A 15,273-nucleotide genomic window follows, 5' to 3' on the forward strand; every position below is an offset into this window, starting at 1 on the left:
CGCGCATTTCCGGCCCTATCCCTGACGAAAGACACGGGAGAGACGCATATGGGAATGCAGGGCCAGCCGCTGCTCGTTACAAGCCTGATCGATCATGCGGCGCGCGAACATGGCGCACGCGAAATCGTCTCGCACTGGGCCGACGGCAGCATGACGCGGTCGAGCTGGGGCGAGGTCGGCAAGGATGCCCGCCGCTTCGCCGCCGCCATGACGCGGCTGGGGATGACGAAGGGCGACCGCATCGCGACGCTCGCGATGAACCATGGCCATCATCTGGTGAGCTGGTACGGGACCGCCGGCATGGGCGGGGTGCTGCACACGGTGAATCCACGGCTGTTCGACGAACAGCTTGTCTATATCGTCAACCACGCCGAGGACCGCATTCTCTTCTTCGACGCGGCCTTTCTGCCGATCGTCGAACGGCTGCGCGATCAGCTTCCCACCGTCGAGCATTTTGTGCTGTTCGATGCGCCGGCGCGCGACGGCTATCTGTCCTACAAGGATCTGATCGAGGCCGAAGACGGCAGCTTCGAATGGATCGACCTCGACGAGCGCGATCCGGTGGGCCTTTGTTATACCAGCGGGACGACGGGCAATCCCAAGGGCGTGCTCTACGAACATCGCTCGAACGTCATCCATGCGATCACCGAGATTCAGCCCGACGTGTTCGACATGTCGAACCGCAGCGTCATCCTGCCGATCGTGCCGATGTTTCATGCCAACAGCTGGGGCATTCCCTTCGCGGCCGCGACGGTGGGGGCGAAGCTCGTGTTTTCAGCGACCAACGATGCGCAGGTGCTCTGCGAACTGATGCACGCCGAAGGGGTGACGCACAGCGCCGGGGTTCCGACGGTTTGGCTCGCGATGTTCGCGCATATGGATGCGACCGGGATCGACTATGGCAAGCTTTACCGCGTCATAATCGGCGGGTCGGCGGCGCCGCGCGCGATGATCGAGCGCTTCATGAAGGCCGGGATCGACGTCGGCCACGCATGGGGCATGACCGAAACCTCGCCGATCGGAACGATGGGCAAGCGGCCGTGGAACTGGGACGAAATGAGCTTCGACGAACGCGTCGATATCGTCTGCCGTCAGGGCTGCCCGCCCTTTGGCGTCGAACTGCGTATCGTCGACGAGGAGGAAAATGTCCTGCCGCGCGACGGGGTGACGAGCGGGCGGCTGCAATGCCGCGGACCGTGGATCATCAAGCGCTATTTCAAGGCCGACGCCGATGCCGCCGATGCCGACGGCTGGTTCGACACCGGCGACGTGTCGGTAATCCATCCCGACGGCGTCATGCAGATCACTGACCGGGCGAAGGATGTCATCAAATCGGGCGGCGAGTGGATTTCGTCGATCGAACTCGAAAATGCCGCGGTGGGCGCCCCCGGCGTTCAGGAGGCGGCTGCGGTCGGCGTATTCCATCCCAAATGGGACGAGCGGCCGATCCTGCTGATCGTCAGGAAACCCGGCGCCGAGGCGACCGAAGCGAGCATCCTCGATTATCTGAAGGACAAGGTCGCGAAATGGTGGCTGCCCGACGAGATCGTCTTCGTCGACGAACTGCCGCACACCGCGACGGGGAAGATCCTGAAGCGCCAGATTCGCGACGATTACAAGGATTACAAGCTGAGGTCGTTGGCGGAGGCGTAAGGCAAATGCGTCGCCCCCGCGAAGGCGGGGGCCGCTAGCAGTATCGATCAACCGTTGAGGATTTCGAACAGGTCGATCCATTCCGGATTCGCTTCGCAGATCAATCGCAATTTCCAGACACGGTTCCATTTTTTCAGAGCCTTCTCGCGAACAATGGCTTCGTCAATCCGATCGAATGGTTCGGCATGAACCAAGCGGCTCAGGCCCCATCTTTTGCAAAATTCCGATCCAGTACCTGACTGGTGCGCCATTATTCGGGCCGGCAGATTGTCCGTGACGCCGATATACAGAATACCCATCGGTTTGTTGGTCATGATATAGACATAAGCTCTTCTCATCAGTCCTGCCCTATGACGCCAGCGGCCCCCGCCTTCGCGGGGGCGACGAACCCCTCAGAACAACTCCATCTGTCCGTCCCGTTCCGGCGGCCTGAACAGGTCGCTGCGGAGCGGCGGGAAGCTGCGGTCCATGCCATGTTCGCGCGCGGCGAGCTTTACGCGCTGGCGGATCAGTGGTGGCCAGATCCCGTGCCCCTTCATACGGGTGAAGTAGTTCGGATCGTTGTCGCGGCCGCCGCGGATGTCCTGCACCATGTGCATCACCTTGGCGGCGCGATCGGGATAATGAGCGTAGAGCCACGCACGGAACAGCGGCGCGACTTCGTGGGGCAGGCGGAGCAGGATATAGGAGGCGCGGATAGCGCCGGCCGCTGCCGCTGCAGCCATGATCGCCTCTATCTCGTGATCGGTAACAGCGGGAATGATCGGAGAGATATTGACCTGCGTCGGGACGCCCGCGTCGATCAGCTTGCGGATCGCCGCGAGCCGCCGCTGTGGATGCGGCGCGCGCGGCTCCAACGTTCGGGCGACTGTTGGGTCGAGCGTCGTGACCGAAATCGCGACCCCGACCAGATTGTCGCGCGCCATGTCGGCGAGCAGATCGATGTCGCGAAGGATGCGATCGGACTTGGTCGTGACGATCAGCGGATGCCGCGTTTCGGCCAGCACCTCGATAACAGCGCGCGTCACGCCCCATTCGCGCTCGATCGGCTGATAGCCGTCGGTGTTGGTGCCGATGGCGAGCGGGGCGGGCACATAGCTGCGCTTGGCCAGTTCCTTGCGGAGCAAGGCGGCGGCATCGGGCTTGGCAAAGAGCCGGCTTTCGAAATCGAGCCCCGGCGACAGGTCGTGGAAGGCGTGGGTGGGGCGCGCGAAGCAATAGATGCAGCCATGTTCGCAGCCGCGATACGGATTGATCGAACGGTCGAAACCGATGTCTGGCGAGTTGTTGCGCGCGATGATCGTCTTGGGATGTTCGACGGTGACGGTGGTGCGCAGCGCCGGCGCGGCGCCGTCGATGTCTTCGGCCGTGTCGAGCCAGTCGCCGTCAGCTGCGCGGTCGAGCGATCCGGTCCGCGTCGGGCGGAGATTGGTCGGGGCGCCGCGGCCCGAAATCGGGGGAAGGGGCTTCGTCGATTCCATCGACACACGATATCGCGACCACTAGAACAAATAAAGAACATAGTGGCCGCGATGACCCTCCTACCGTCGTCCTGCAGGACTCGATCCGACATTCATATAGAGGGCGTCGAGGCACCCCGGATCAAGCCGGCATATGTCACGTTGGAACAAGTAAGTGTTCCCCCGCGAAGGCCGGGGTCCAGCTTCGACGCCAAGCGTCGAAGGCCGCGCTGCTGCGCCTCTGTCTCTTGGAACTGGGCCCCCGCCTGCGCGGGGGAACGCACCTTGCTTGTCGCAAGGGGATAATCGCCGATCAAGTCCGGGGTGATGAAACGGGATGAGTGACGGTCATTCCGTGAGGCGCGGGATCAGGTCGACGAAGTTGCAGGGGCGGTGCCGGCTGTCGAGCTGGCTTTCCAAAATGCCCTCCCAAGCGTCGGTGACGGCGCCGGTCGACCCCGGCAGCGCAAAGATATAGGTGCCGCGCGCGACGACGGCGCAGGCGCGCGACTGGATCGTCGAGGTGCCGATCTTCTGAAAGCTGATCCAGCGGAACAGTTCGCCGAAGCCGGGAATATCCTTGCCGTCGAGCCGGTGCAGCGCCTCGGGCGTCACGTCGCGGCCGGTCAGGCCCGTGCCGCCGGTGGTGATGACGACATCGACCGCGGGGTCATCGATCCAATTGTGCAGCCGCGATACGATAAGATCGGTTTCGTCGCGAATGATCGCGCGCGCCGCAAGCTCGTGCCCCGCGCCCGTCAGCAGTTCGACGAGCTTGTCGCCCGATGTATCGTCGTCGGTGCTGCGGCTGTCCGAAATCGTCAGGATGGCGATGCGAACGGGCTTGAACGGGCGCGCGGGATCAATCGGCATTGGCGAGGCCGGCGGGACCGGCGTAGGTCAGCCGCACCCGGTCCTTGCTGTCGGGAAAGCGCGGCCATTTGCCCTGCGCAAGCGCGGCGCGGCTGACCGACGGCTTGCCCTGTTCGGCTTCGTACATCCAGTAATTGCGCAGCACGATGCCGACATAGGCGCGCGTCTCCCAATAGGGGATTGATTCCATGAAGAGCAGCGGATCGCCATTGTCGCGCACTTCGGTCGACCAGCGCGCGACCGGCGCGGGGCCGGCATTATAAGCCGCGATCACCTTGGGCAGCAGGCCGCCGGTCGAGGAATCCTTGCTGAGATATTGCAAATAGCTCTGGCCGAAATCCATGTTCACCGCGGGGATGCGCAGGTCGGCGGAATTGACGCTTTCGCCGCGCCACCGCGCCAGATCCTTGGCGGTGCCGGGACGCACCTGCATCAAGCCATAGGCGCCCGCCGGGCTGACCACCGTGCGCTGGAATCGCGATTCCTGCAGCGTGTGGGCAAAGACCAGCGCCGGATCGACTTTCCAACCGCCATTGGGCTCCCACCGCGGCTGCGGATAGCGCGTCGCGGCGGCGAGCTTGCGGCCCTGCGGCGTGTTGTGGGCCAGATAAAGCTGGGTTTCGGGCAGGCTGAGCGCCTGCGCCATGGCAATAAGCTGTTCGTGCTGGCGCGGATCGCCGATGCGCGCCTGCTGGCGCAGCAGCGTGTCGGCGTAGCCGTCCTCGCCGATCTCGGCCATCGCGACGGCGGCGCGGACATTGGGCAGTTCTTCGAGCGCGCGGAAGGCGCTGCGGTCGGCGCGGACATTCTCGCGCTGGATATTGGTTTCCAGACCCAGCGTTTCGGCGGCGAGAAGGCCGTAGAAGGTTTCCTCATTGCTCGCCGCGGCGCGCAGGCGCGGTTCTACAAGCTGCGGCTCGCCCGATGCGATGGCCGCGCGTGAGGCCCAATAATAAGCGGCGGCGCGCTGCTCGCTGTCGGGGGCTTCCTTGGCGACGCGGTCGAAAGCGACGAGCGCGGTGCGATAGTCGCGCAGGCGCCATGAAGCGAGGCCTTGCACCCACGCGCCCTGAACCGGCCATGCGCCTTGGCTCGCGCTGCATTCCGTCGCGAGGCGAAGCGCATTGGCGTCGTCATTCTCGATATAATAGGACCAAGCGATCTTCTGTCGCCATTCGTCGCGCGCCTCGGGCGTCAGCTTGTCGGCGACCGCAGCATAGAGCGCCTCGGCGCCGGCGGGATCGTCGTTCTTGATACGATCGGGGATGGTACGCGCAAGGCCGGCGGCGACGGGATCGCCGCCCACGCTGTCGGCGCCGAGCCGGCGCGGGGCGCTGCCCGACCAGCTCAGGCGGTTCTGGTTGGGCAGGACCGGGACGTCGGTGGCGCCGCGTTTCGCGGCAAGGCTTGCGAGCCGGTCGGCCTGCGGCAGTTCGGGCGATCGTGCGAGAACCGGCATCAGGTCCGATACTTCGGCGCGCGGGCTGTTCGCCGCGAGCAGCAATTCGGCGCGCAGGAAGTCGTTGAGCGGGCCGTTTTCGGCGCCGTCGAGCATCGATTTGGCATCGGCCCAGCGCTGCCCGCGAATGGCGGTCAGCACCTGCGTGTAAAATTGCTTCTGCTTTGCCGACAGGATTTCGGGCACCGTTTGCGACGGGGCCGAGAAATCGCGATCGGGCGCGTCGGCGGCCATCGCCGGGACGGTTCCGGCCGCAAGGAAAATAAGGATCGAGGCGCTGAGCGCCCATTTCGCTTTCGTCATCTGTCAACGTCCCCGGTTGAGCAGTTTGAGGCTATCCCAGGCCGCCGCCTTGTGCGCTGGCCGGGCGAGGAGCATCGCGGGATGCGCGATTGCCACCGCCTCCACTTTGCCGCCATCATGGTTAAGATCGAGTAACTTTCCGCGCACGTCGGCGAGCGGGCGTCCCGTCGCAAGGCGCAGCATGTCGCTGCCGACGAGCAACAGCCGCTGCGGCCGCGCCAGCGCGACATGGTGCCGCAGTAGCCGGTCGAGCTCCGCCGCGTCGCTTTGGTCGCAGCGGCCGCCCGCCGGGCGCGTCACTGCGAGGCCGGCGATATAACAGTCGCCGCGCGTCAGGCCGATCGCGCGCAGCATCGCGTCCAGCAACGGACCCGCCGGTCCCGTAAAGAGCGTCCCGTCACGCTGATCGTCGACCTCGGGCCAGGCGGCGAGGACCATCAGCGCCGAATCCTGCGTTCCCTGCGGCAGCACGCGGCGCGCGTCCCACTGGCTGCCCGGCACGTCGGGGTGCTCGGCGAGCCAAAGCTGGAATTCGTCCCATTCGCCCGGCAAGGCGACCGGCCCCTTGGGTTCGACATTTTGAGGCGCTTCGACGCGCTGGAGCGCGGCGGGCAGCGGTGCGACCTCGGGCTCGGCAAGGAGGGGGCTTCGCCGCGGTGCCGCAGCGTCATTAGCGACAGGCACGTCGAGCCAACCGGCCGGCACCTCGCCGACCAGTGCATCGACGCCGGCCAGCGACCACCAGTCGCAATAGCTTTCCGCCAGCAAGGCTGAATTCCTCCCACCCATGAAAATGTTGAAACAGGAGGTTGACGCGCGCGTCAATTGGAAGGCATCGCAAATCGTGACAGAATGAGCGCCGCTTACGATGAATGATCGCGGCGGGGACGGCAGAAAGGGCTTTGAGGTGAGCGAACGGGAATCGATGCCTTATGACGTGGTGATCGTCGGGGCAGGGCCGGCGGGCCTTTCGGCGGCGATCCGCCTGAAGCAACTCGCGAACGAAGCGGGCAGCGAGCTCTCGGTCTGCGTGCTCGAAAAGGGATCCGAAGTCGGTGCGCATATCCTGTCGGGAGCGGTGATCGATCCCAAATCGCTCGACGAGCTGCTTCCCGACTGGCGCGACCAGGGCTGTCCGCTCGCCGAGGTGCCGGTGAACGACAATCAGCATTGGGTGCTGACGAAGAAGAAGAAAATCTCCGTCCCGCATCTGATTACGCCCGGCTTCATGCACAACAAGGGCACCTATACGGGTAGCCTCGGCAATCTCTGCCGCTGGCTCGCCGAACAGGCCGAAGGGCTGGGCGTCGAAATCTTCCCTGGCTTTGCTGCCGCGGAAATCCTGTATAACGACGATGGGTCGGTGAAGGGCGTCGCCACCGGCGACATGGGCATCGCGCGCGACGGCAGCCACAAGCCCGACTATGCGCCGGGGCTTGAGCTCCATGCGAAATATACCTTCTTTGCCGAAGGCGTGCGCGGCCACCTGACCAAGATGCTGAAGCCGCAATTCGCACTCGACGCAGATTGCGAGCCGCAGGTCTATGGCATCGGCATCAAGGAATTGTGGGACATCGATCCCGCAAGTCATGCCCCCGGCCGCGTCATCCACACGCAGGGCTGGCCGCTCGACGCCAACGCCAATGGCGGCGGTTTCCTCTATCATCAGGCGAACGGGCAGGTGGCGCTGGGGTTCGTGACCTGGCTGAACTATCGCAACCCGCACATCTCCCCCTTTCAGGAGATGCAGAAGTGGAAGACGCACCCCGAAATCGCGAAGATTTTGAAGGGCGGCAAGCGCATCTCTTACGGCGCGCGCGCGATCAGCGACGGCGGCTATCAGTCGGTGCCGAAGCTCGCCTTTCCGGGCGGCGCGCTGATCGGCGACAGCGCCGGCTTCCTCAACGTGCCGCGCATCAAGGGCACGCACACCTCGATGAAGTCGGGGATGATGGCGGCCGAAGCGGCTTTCGCTGCGGTCAATGCCGGTCGGTCGGGCGACACGCTGACCGCCTATCAGGACGCCTATGACGACAGCTGGGTGAAGAAGGAACTGGGTGTCGTCCGCAACGTGCTGCCGCTGGTCGAAAAGTTCGGCGATCTGGCGGGGACGATCCTGTCGGGGATGACCATGTGGCTGGAAAGCTTCGGCATCCGCATGCCGTTCACGATGAAGCATCACCCCGACAACACGACGCTCTATCGCGCCGACATGATGCCCAAGCCCGAATATCCGAAGCCCGACGGGGTGCTGACTTTTGACCGGTTGTCCTCGGTGTTCCTGTCGAACACCAACCATGAGGAAGATCAGCCGATCCACCTGCAGCTCAAGGATCCGACGATCCCGATCGAATATAATCTGCCGATGTATGACGAACCGGCGCAGCGTTATTGTCCGGCCGGCGTCTATGAGGTTGTCGGGCAGGACGAGGGCGAACCGCGCTTCGTCATCAACGCGCAGAATTGCGTGCATTGCAAGACGTGCGACATCAAGGATCCGACCCAGAATATCAACTGGGTCACCCCCGAAGGCGGCGGAGGCCCCAATTATCCCAATATGTAAGTTCGCTCGCCGATCGATTCTCGCGCCGCTGGCGGCTACCCTGATGGTGGCTGCGGCGCCCGCTGCGATGGCGGCGGTCGAGCCCGATCAGGCAGCGCTCGACGCGCTTGTCCGGGCACGGCTTGCCGAGGAAGCGGGCAATCCCGCCGAGGCGCTGGCTGCGCTGCAATCGCTCGCAAGCCAGGCGCCCGATCTGCCGGGCTTGCGCGCCGAAATGCTCGAGCGGGCGATCGACGCCGGCGACCTCATCGCAGCGCGCAATGCGGCTGCAGCGCTGTGGGCGAGCGGCGATCAGCGGTTCGACGCGCGGCTCGTGCTCGTCGTCGACGCGATGCGACGCAGCGACTGGAAGGGCGCGCGTGCCTATCTGGGGACGGCGCAGGACGACAAGTCGGGCGGCGATGCGATATCGCGGTTGATCGATCCGGCGCTGGGCGCGTGGGTTGATGCCGGGCAGCGCGCGCGCCAGCCCGAACGCGCGCTGGTGGCCGCCGCGACGCGCGGGCGCCCCGAACCCGCCTATGCGCTCGAAGCGGCGCTGGTTCAGCTTGCGGCCGGACAAAGCGATGCTGCCGTGGCCGCTGCCTTGGAAACAACGCCGACGGACAGGCTGAGCCAGCTCGTCGCGCTGCGCCTCGTCGCCAGTCTCGATGCTGCGCGGCAGAAGGATGCGGCGGGGACGCTGCGCTCGCGTATCGCCTTGGCGGCGGGTGAGCGCGAGGATCCTCTGCTCTTGCTGCCCGAACAGGCGGTCACCAACCCGCGGGCCGGCGCCGCCCACTGGCTGGCGCTCGTCGCCGATACGCTTGCGCGGTTGCCCAAGAGCAATGCGCGCCTGCCGCTGACCTTCGCGCGCGCCGCGACCTGGCTCAACGATCAGGACTGGACCGCGCGCAGCGCGCTTGCCGACGCCTTGGCGCGCAGCGACCGCGCCGCCGACGGCTCGGCCTTTCTTGGCGAACTGCGCGGACCGTTGCCGCCCGTTCTGCGGATGCGCCTCGCCGAGCTGACGGCAGAGGAGGGCGATCGTGCCGCGGCGGTGAAGATCGCCGAGGAAGCCGTCACGGGCGATGCGCCGCGCAGCCTGCTCGTCCGTTTCGCCGATCTGGCGCGGCAGAGCGACGATGCCGCGGCGGCAGAGCGGGCCTATAAGCGGCTCGAAGCCGCGCTCGGCGACGGGGACGACAGCGCGCCGCTGCGCGCAACCTTGCTTGTCGCGCGCGCCGAACTGCGGCTGCAGGCGAAGGATTGGGACGGCGCCGCGCCGCTGATGCAACGCGCGCTCGCGCTGCGTCCGAACGACGCGACGATCCTGAATTTCGTCGGCTATTCCGCGCTCGAACGGCGGATCGATGTCGATCGTGCGCTGGGTCAGATCGAGACGGCATGGAAGGCCGAGCCGCAGAATGCGAGCATAACCGACTCGCTCGGCTGGGCCTATTTCCTGACCGGACGCACCGACAAGGCCGTCGAACTGCTCGAACAGGCACAGCAGGGCGAGCCCGAAAATGCCGTGATCGTCGAGCATCTGGGCGACGCCTATTGGAAGGCGGGGCAACGCTTCCGCGCGCGCTATACGTGGCGGGCCGCGGCGCTGCTCGCCGAAGAGGATATGGCGGCGCGCGTCGCGGCAAAGCTCGAAGGCGGGCTGACGCCGCAAACGACCGCGCCCTGATCGCGCCATGACCTTGTTTCACGAAACCGGCTGGGCAAAGATCAACCTCGCGCTGCACGTCCGGGCGCGGCGCGCCGACGGCTATCACGAGATCGAGACATTGTTCGCGTTCGTCGACGGCGGCGATGCGATCGCGGCGGCGGTGTCGGACGCTGATGATCTGACCATCGACGGACCGTTCGCCGACGGGCTGAGCGCCGGCGCCGACAATCTGGTGCTGCGCGTGCTCGCCTTGCTGCGCGATCGCTATGGTGCGGCTCGCGTGCCGCCGCTTGCCGTCCGCCTGACCAAGACGTTGCCGGTTGCGGCGGGGATCGGTGGCGGATCGGCCGATGCGGCGGCGATGGCGCGGTTGGTGCGGGCGCATTTCCTGCCCGATGTCGGCGAAGCGTCGCTCGGGCGGCTCGTCGGTACGCTTGGCGCCGATATCGCCGCCTGCGTCGCCAGTGCGACCTGCCTCGGCGTCGGAACCGGCGCCGAATTGAGCCCGGTGCCCGAACTGGCGCTGGGCGGGACTCCGGTGCTGCTGGTCAATCCGCGCGCGCCCGTCGCGACCGGGCCGGTGTTCGCGGCCTGGGACGGCACCGATCGCGGCCCGCTATTCACCGGCGCCGACCTGCGCGCGCAATTGTTCGCGGCGCGCAATGATTTGCAGCGCCCGGCGATCGCGCAATGCCCGGCGATCGCCGATATATTGACCGAACTTGGCGGACTGGGCCCGTGGCTCGCGCGCATGTCGGGATCGGGGGCGACCTGTTTCGCGCTGTTCGACGCGCCCGCCGAACGCGATGCCGCGGCGGCGACGATCGCCGTGCGCCATCCCGGCTGGTGGCAGATGGCGGGGGTGCTGCGATGAGCGAGGCGTGGCAACAATTGGGCACGCCGCGCGCCGGCGGGGTGCTGTTGATCGGCGATCATGCGTCGGCGGCCGTGCCGCCCGACATCGACCTCGGCATCGACCCCGCGCTGCTGTCGCAGCATATCGCGATCGACATCGGCGTTGCGGAGGTCGCGGCGTTGCTCGTCCGGAACGGCGCGGTCGACGCGGCGATCCTGGGCGGCGTGTCGCGGCTGGTCGTCGACTGCAATCGCGACGAGGATGCGCCGGGCGCGGTGCCGATCGCCAGCGACGGCCATGCGATCCCCGGCAACGCGCTCGATCACGCCGGACGCGAGGCACGGATTGCGCGCTTTTTCCGGCCCTATCACGATCATATCGCGGCGGTGATCGCCGCGCATCGGCCCGCGATGATCCTGTCGCTGCACAGCTTCACCCCCACGCTCGCCAGCGATCCGGCGCAGGCGCGGCCGTGGCATGTCGGCGTTCTCTATAACGAGGACGCGCGGTTGGCGCCGGGGGCGATTGCGGCGCTCGGCGACGAGGGGCTGATTGTCGGCGACCAGCTTCCCTATTCGGGAAAGCTGCTCAACGCGACGATGAACCGCCACGCCGAGGCGAATGGCATCCCCTATGTCGGGATCGAGATGCGGCAGGACCTGGTCGGCGATCCGGCGGGGCATGCGCTCTGGGCGCAGCGGCTGGCCAATATGTGCCGGAAACTGGGTTTGATTCTGCCGCGCTAGGCGTGTAGAGGCGCCTTCTGTCGCTATTTTATGAAATAAAATTATCAGAAAGACGCTAAAATGCCTTCTTATCGTTCGCGAACCACCACCCACGGCCGCAACATGGCGGGCGCGCGCGGCCTGTGGCGCGCCACGGGAATGAAGGACAGCGACTTCGGCAAGCCGATCATCGCAGTGGTCAACAGCTTCACCCAGTTCGTGCCCGGCCACGTCCACCTCAAGGATCTGGGGCAGATGGTCGCGCGCGAGATCGAGGCGGCGGGCGGTGTTGCCAAGGAATTCAACACCATCGCGGTCGATGACGGCATCGCGATGGGACATGATGGCATGCTCTATTCGCTGCCGAGCCGCGACCTGATCGCCGACAGCGTCGAATATATGGTCAACGCGCACTGCGCCGACGCGATGATCTGCATCTCCAACTGCGACAAGATCACGCCGGGGATGCTGATGGCGGCGCTGCGGATCAATATTCCCGTGGTGTTCGTGTCGGGCGGGCCGATGGAAGCCGGCAAGGTGGTGCTGAAGGGCAAGGAGGTCGCGCTCGACCTCGTCGATGCGATGGTCGTCGCAGCCGACGAAGCCTATAGCGACGAAGAGGTTGCGGCGGTCGAACGGTCCGCCTGTCCGACCTGCGGCAGCTGTTCGGGCATGTTTACCGCCAATTCGATGAACTGCCTGACCGAAGCGCTGGGCCTGTCGCTGCCCGGCAATGGATCGCAGCTCGCGACGCATGCCGACCGCAAGGCGCTGTTCCTGCGCGCCGGCGCGATGATCGTCGACATGTGCCGCCGCTATTATGAGGAAGGGGACGAGCGGGTATTGCCGCGCAGCATCGCGAGTTTCGAGGCGTTCGAAAATGCGATGAGCCTCGACATCGCGATGGGCGGATCGACGAACACCGTGCTCCACCTGCTTGCCGCCGCGCATGAGGCGGAGGTCGATTTCACGATGGATGACATCGACCGGCTGTCGCGCCGCGTGCCGTGCCTGTCGAAAGTCGCGCCGGCGAAGAGCGACGTCCATATGGAGGATGTTCACCGCGCGGGCGGGATCATGGCGATCCTTGGCGAACTTGAACGCGCGGGGCTGCTCCACGCGCATCTGCCGACGGTGCACAGCGCGACGCTGGGAGACGCGCTCAACAAATGGGACATTGCGCGCACCAACGATCCGGCGGTGCAGACCTTCTACCTCGCGGCGCCCGGCGGCGTGCCGACGCAGACGGCGTTCAGTCAGGACCGGCGCTGGGATTCGCTCGACCTCGACCGCGAAAATGGCGTGATCCGCTCGGCAACGCACGCGTTCAGCAAGGATGGCGGCCTCGCCGTGCTGTCGGGCAATCTCGCGCTCGACGGCTGCATCGTGAAGACCGCCGGGGTCGACGACAAGATCCTGAAATTTGCCGGCCCCGCGAAGGTCTATGAAAGCCAGGATGCGGCGGTGGCGGGCATTTTGACCGGACAGGTCGAGGCGGGCGATGTCGTCGTCATCCGCTACGAAGGGCCCAAGGGCGGGCCGGGGATGCAGGAAATGCTCTATCCTACGAGCTACCTCAAATCGAAGGGGCTGGGTGCCGCCTGCGCGCTGATCACCGACGGGCGTTTTTCCGGCGGCACGTCGGGGCTGTCGATCGGCCACGTCTCGCCCGAAGCTGCCGAAGGCGGTACGATCGGGCTGGTCGAAAATGGCGACAGGATCGAGATCGACATCCCGAGCCGCACTATCACGCTGGCGGTATCCGAGGCCGAACTGGCCGCGCGTCGTGCCGCGATGGAGGCGCAAGGTGAGGCTGCGTGGCAACCCGAAAAGCCGCGCCCGCGCAAGGTTTCGGTAGCACTTCAGGCCTATGCTGCAATGACGACGAGTGCGGCGCGCGGCGCTGTGCGCGACCTGTCGCAGTTGAAGGGCAAGGGATGAAATCGATCGCGGGGGCAGGGCTGCTGCTCGTTCTGGCGGGCTGCAATGCCGGTCCCGACAATGGCGCGCTGGCAGAGGCCGAAGCGCAGGGATCGAAGGACGCCGCGATCAGCGGACGGATCGATTGCGCGCTTGGCGGCGCCAAGCTGTTCGACCGCACCTGCACCATTGCCGAAATGAGCAGCGCCGACGGCACAATCCTGATCGTCGGGCGCAGCGACAGCGGCTACCGCCGCCTGCAGGTGACAACCGATGGCCGCGGGGTCGTTTCGGCCGACGGCGTCGACCCGGCGAAGGTGACGGTGATCGGCGACGGGGTGATCGAGGTTGCGGTCGGCCCCGACCGCTACCGGCTGCCTGCCAACACCGGCGGCGCGAAGTAGCGCGACTTTTCCTGCTCGCATGGTAGGAAAGGGCATGTCCGTTCCCGCCGATGCACCGATCCTGACCGCCGCCGCCATGCGCGAGGCCGAGGCCGCGACGGCGCGCGCGGGCGTGTCGCTTGGGGATTTGATGGAGCGCGCGGGGGCGGCGGTCGCCGATCTTGCCTGGCGCATGGCGGCAGGCGCGCCGATCCTGATCCTGTGCGGTCCGGGCAACAATGGCGGCGATGGCTATGTCGCGGCGCGCCGGCTCAAGGCCCGCGGTGCCGCGGTGCGCGTGGCTGCGCTCGCGCCTCCGGCCACCGATCTTGCCAAGGCGGCGCGCGATGCCTGGGACGGGCCCGTCGAAAGCCTGACCGACAATATCGCTTCGGCGCCATTGATCGTCGATGCGCTGTTCGGCGTCGGGCTGACGCGGCCGCTGGCCGATGATCTGTCGGCGATGCTGCGGCGCTTTTCCGGGCGGCGGATATTGGCGGTCGATGTGCCGAGCGGGGTGGCGAGCGACGGCGATGCCGACTGGCTGCCGCCGCTCGCTGCCGACGTGACGCTGGCGCTCGGCGCGCTCAAGCCTGCGCATGTGCTGCTGCCGACCGCACCCGCCTGCGGGCGCTGTCTGCTGGCACCGATCGGGATTGCGGCGGACCGCCATATGCAGACGCTGCCTGCTCCGACGCGCGCAGTGCCCGCCCCCGATGCGCATAAATATAGTCGAGGCATGGTTCTGATCGCGTCGGGCCCGATGCAAGGCGCGGCGGCGCTGAGTGCGGCGGCGGCGCTGCGCGCCGGGGCGGGCTATGTCGTGCTCGAAGGCGATCGCCCGGCGCCGCTGTCGGCGGTCATCGTCGAGGAGGGCGACGCCTTTGCCAAATGGCTCGGTGATCCGCGTGTCGGCGCGTTCGTCATCGGACCCGGCTTTCCCGCCGGCGCTGCACTCGATGAACAACTGGCCGCCGCGCTGGCAAGCCGGACGCCGCTGGTGCTCGATGCGGCGGCGATCCCGGCCGCGCTGCCCCATCTCGAAGGCGGAGACACACGCGCGATCCTGACGCCGCACGCGGGCGAGTTCGCGCGCGCCTTTCCGGAGGCGACCGGCAGCAAGATCGACCGAGCGCGCGCCGCGGCGGCGCAGGCGCATTCCGTGGTGATCTACAAGGGCGCCGACACGGTGGTCGCTGCGCCCGATGGGCGGATATGCGCGGCTTGGCCCGGCAGCCCGTGGCTCGCGACGGCGGGGACCGGCGACGTCCTGGCGGGGGCGTGCGGGGCGATGCTGGCGCGCGGCGGGGACCCCTTCGATGCCGCGGTCGCGGCCGTCGGCTGGCATATTGCGCAGGCGCGGCGTATAGGCGCCGGCCTTGTCGCCGACGATCTCGTCGCCGCGCCGTTCTGACGAAAGC

The 15,273-nt window shown here is 66.5% G+C and carries 13 protein-coding genes; 8 read left to right on the forward strand and 5 right to left on the reverse strand.

Translation table 11 applies throughout. From position 1 onward, the window contains the following. The first annotated feature begins 48 nt into the window (after positions 1 to 48). Positions 49 to 1,653, forward strand: a complete 1,605-nt coding sequence (locus ATE59_RS05670) for a long-chain fatty acid--CoA ligase (protein ID WP_058811527.1) — start codon at positions 49 to 51, stop codon at positions 1,651 to 1,653. A gap of 47 nt (positions 1,654 to 1,700) precedes the next feature. Here ATE59_RS05670 and ATE59_RS05675 read toward each other — a convergent pair whose 3' ends face one another. The 5 genes from ATE59_RS05675 to ATE59_RS05695 all read right to left on the reverse strand — a co-directional run bounded on the left by ATE59_RS05675 (position 1,701) and on the right by ATE59_RS05695 (position 6,537). Then, positions 1,701 to 1,967, reverse strand: a complete 267-nt coding sequence (locus tag ATE59_RS05675) for a GIY-YIG nuclease family protein (RefSeq protein WP_231737190.1) — start codon at positions 1,965 to 1,967, stop codon at positions 1,701 to 1,703. Between the two features lie 78 nt (positions 1,968 to 2,045). After that, positions 2,046 to 3,134, reverse strand: a complete 1,089-nt coding sequence (locus ATE59_RS05680; RefSeq protein WP_058811529.1) for a PA0069 family radical SAM protein — start codon at positions 3,132 to 3,134, stop codon at positions 2,046 to 2,048. A gap of 327 nt (positions 3,135 to 3,461) precedes the next feature. Beyond that, entirely contained in the window at positions 3,462 to 3,986 is a 525-nt protein-coding gene (moaB, locus tag ATE59_RS05685; RefSeq protein WP_058811530.1) for a molybdenum cofactor biosynthesis protein B, read from the reverse strand. After that, entirely contained in the window at positions 3,976 to 5,748 is a 1,773-nt protein-coding gene (locus tag ATE59_RS05690) for a lytic transglycosylase domain-containing protein (RefSeq protein ID WP_058811531.1), read from the reverse strand. The genes moaB and ATE59_RS05690 overlap by 11 nt, the downstream gene beginning before the upstream one ends. 3 nt (positions 5,749 to 5,751) lie before the next feature. Next, on the reverse strand, positions 5,752 to 6,537 hold the full coding sequence (locus tag ATE59_RS05695; protein ID WP_058811532.1) for a uracil-DNA glycosylase family protein: 786 nt from the start codon (positions 6,535 to 6,537) through the stop codon (positions 5,752 to 5,754). 118 nt (positions 6,538 to 6,655) lie between these two features. Between ATE59_RS05695 and ATE59_RS05700 the strand changes: the two genes are divergently transcribed. Genes ATE59_RS05700 through ATE59_RS05730 form a run of 7 tightly spaced genes read left to right on the forward strand, consistent with a single transcriptional unit; the run spans position 6,656 to position 15,266 of the window. Beyond that, positions 6,656 to 8,311 carry an electron transfer flavoprotein-ubiquinone oxidoreductase gene (locus tag ATE59_RS05700; RefSeq protein WP_003043723.1) on the forward strand — a complete coding sequence of 552 codons (1,656 nt, stop codon included), beginning with the start codon at positions 6,656 to 6,658 and terminating at the stop codon, positions 8,309 to 8,311. Between the two features lie 43 nt (positions 8,312 to 8,354). After that, complete coding sequence (locus tag ATE59_RS05705) at positions 8,355 to 9,986, forward strand: tetratricopeptide repeat protein (RefSeq protein WP_058811533.1); 1,632 nt, start codon at positions 8,355 to 8,357, stop codon at positions 9,984 to 9,986. A 7-nt stretch (positions 9,987 to 9,993) separates the two neighbouring features. Next, complete coding sequence (locus ATE59_RS05710) at positions 9,994 to 10,842, forward strand: 4-(cytidine 5'-diphospho)-2-C-methyl-D-erythritol kinase (RefSeq protein WP_058811534.1); 849 nt, start codon at positions 9,994 to 9,996, stop codon at positions 10,840 to 10,842. Further along, positions 10,839 to 11,570 (forward strand): N-formylglutamate amidohydrolase, encoded by a 732-nt coding sequence (locus ATE59_RS05715; RefSeq protein WP_058811535.1) that lies wholly within the window; start codon positions 10,839 to 10,841, stop codon positions 11,568 to 11,570. The genes ATE59_RS05710 and ATE59_RS05715 overlap by 4 nt, the downstream gene beginning before the upstream one ends. Positions 11,571 to 11,630: 60 nt before the next feature. Next, complete coding sequence (gene ilvD, locus ATE59_RS05720) at positions 11,631 to 13,490, forward strand: dihydroxy-acid dehydratase (protein ID WP_058811536.1); 1,860 nt, start codon at positions 11,631 to 11,633, stop codon at positions 13,488 to 13,490. Further along, entirely contained in the window at positions 13,487 to 13,873 is a 387-nt protein-coding gene (locus tag ATE59_RS05725; protein WP_058811537.1) for a hypothetical protein, read from the forward strand. The genes ilvD and ATE59_RS05725 overlap by 4 nt, the downstream gene beginning before the upstream one ends. 34 nt (positions 13,874 to 13,907) lie before the next feature. Beyond that, entirely contained in the window at positions 13,908 to 15,266 is a 1,359-nt protein-coding gene (locus tag ATE59_RS05730) for an NAD(P)H-hydrate epimerase (protein WP_058811538.1), read from the forward strand. The last annotated feature ends 7 nt before the right edge of the window (positions 15,267 to 15,273 follow it).

Origin of the sequence: Sphingopyxis sp. A083, assembly GCF_001468495.1 — a bacterium.
GTDB classification, from domain to species: domain Bacteria; phylum Pseudomonadota; class Alphaproteobacteria; order Sphingomonadales; family Sphingomonadaceae; genus Sphingopyxis; species Sphingopyxis terrae.

Coding starts and splice junctions, on each gene's coding strand:
- ATE59_RS05680 (WP_058811529.1), bottom strand. CDS start 3,134: ATGGAATCGACGAAGCCCCTTCCCCCGATTTCGGGCCGCGGCGCCCCG.
- ATE59_RS05705 (WP_058811533.1), top strand. CDS start 8,355: ATGGTGGCTGCGGCGCCCGCTGCGATGGCGGCGGTCGAGCCCGATCAG.
- ATE59_RS05715 (WP_058811535.1), top strand. CDS start 10,839: ATGAGCGAGGCGTGGCAACAATTGGGCACGCCGCGCGCCGGCGGGGTG.
- ATE59_RS05670 (WP_058811527.1), top strand. CDS start 49: ATGGGAATGCAGGGCCAGCCGCTGCTCGTTACAAGCCTGATCGATCAT.
- ATE59_RS05695 (WP_058811532.1), bottom strand. CDS start 6,537: ATGGGTGGGAGGAATTCAGCCTTGCTGGCGGAAAGCTATTGCGACTGG.
- ATE59_RS05675 (WP_231737190.1), bottom strand. CDS start 1,967: ATGACCAACAAACCGATGGGTATTCTGTATATCGGCGTCACGGACAAT.
- ATE59_RS05725 (WP_058811537.1), top strand. CDS start 13,487: ATGAAATCGATCGCGGGGGCAGGGCTGCTGCTCGTTCTGGCGGGCTGC.
- ilvD (WP_058811536.1), top strand. CDS start 11,631: ATGCCTTCTTATCGTTCGCGAACCACCACCCACGGCCGCAACATGGCG.
- ATE59_RS05710 (WP_058811534.1), top strand. CDS start 9,994: ATGACCTTGTTTCACGAAACCGGCTGGGCAAAGATCAACCTCGCGCTG.
- moaB (WP_058811530.1), bottom strand. CDS start 3,986: ATGCCGATTGATCCCGCGCGCCCGTTCAAGCCCGTTCGCATCGCCATC.
- ATE59_RS05690 (WP_058811531.1), bottom strand. CDS start 5,748: ATGACGAAAGCGAAATGGGCGCTCAGCGCCTCGATCCTTATTTTCCTT.
- ATE59_RS05730 (WP_058811538.1), top strand. CDS start 13,908: ATGTCCGTTCCCGCCGATGCACCGATCCTGACCGCCGCCGCCATGCGC.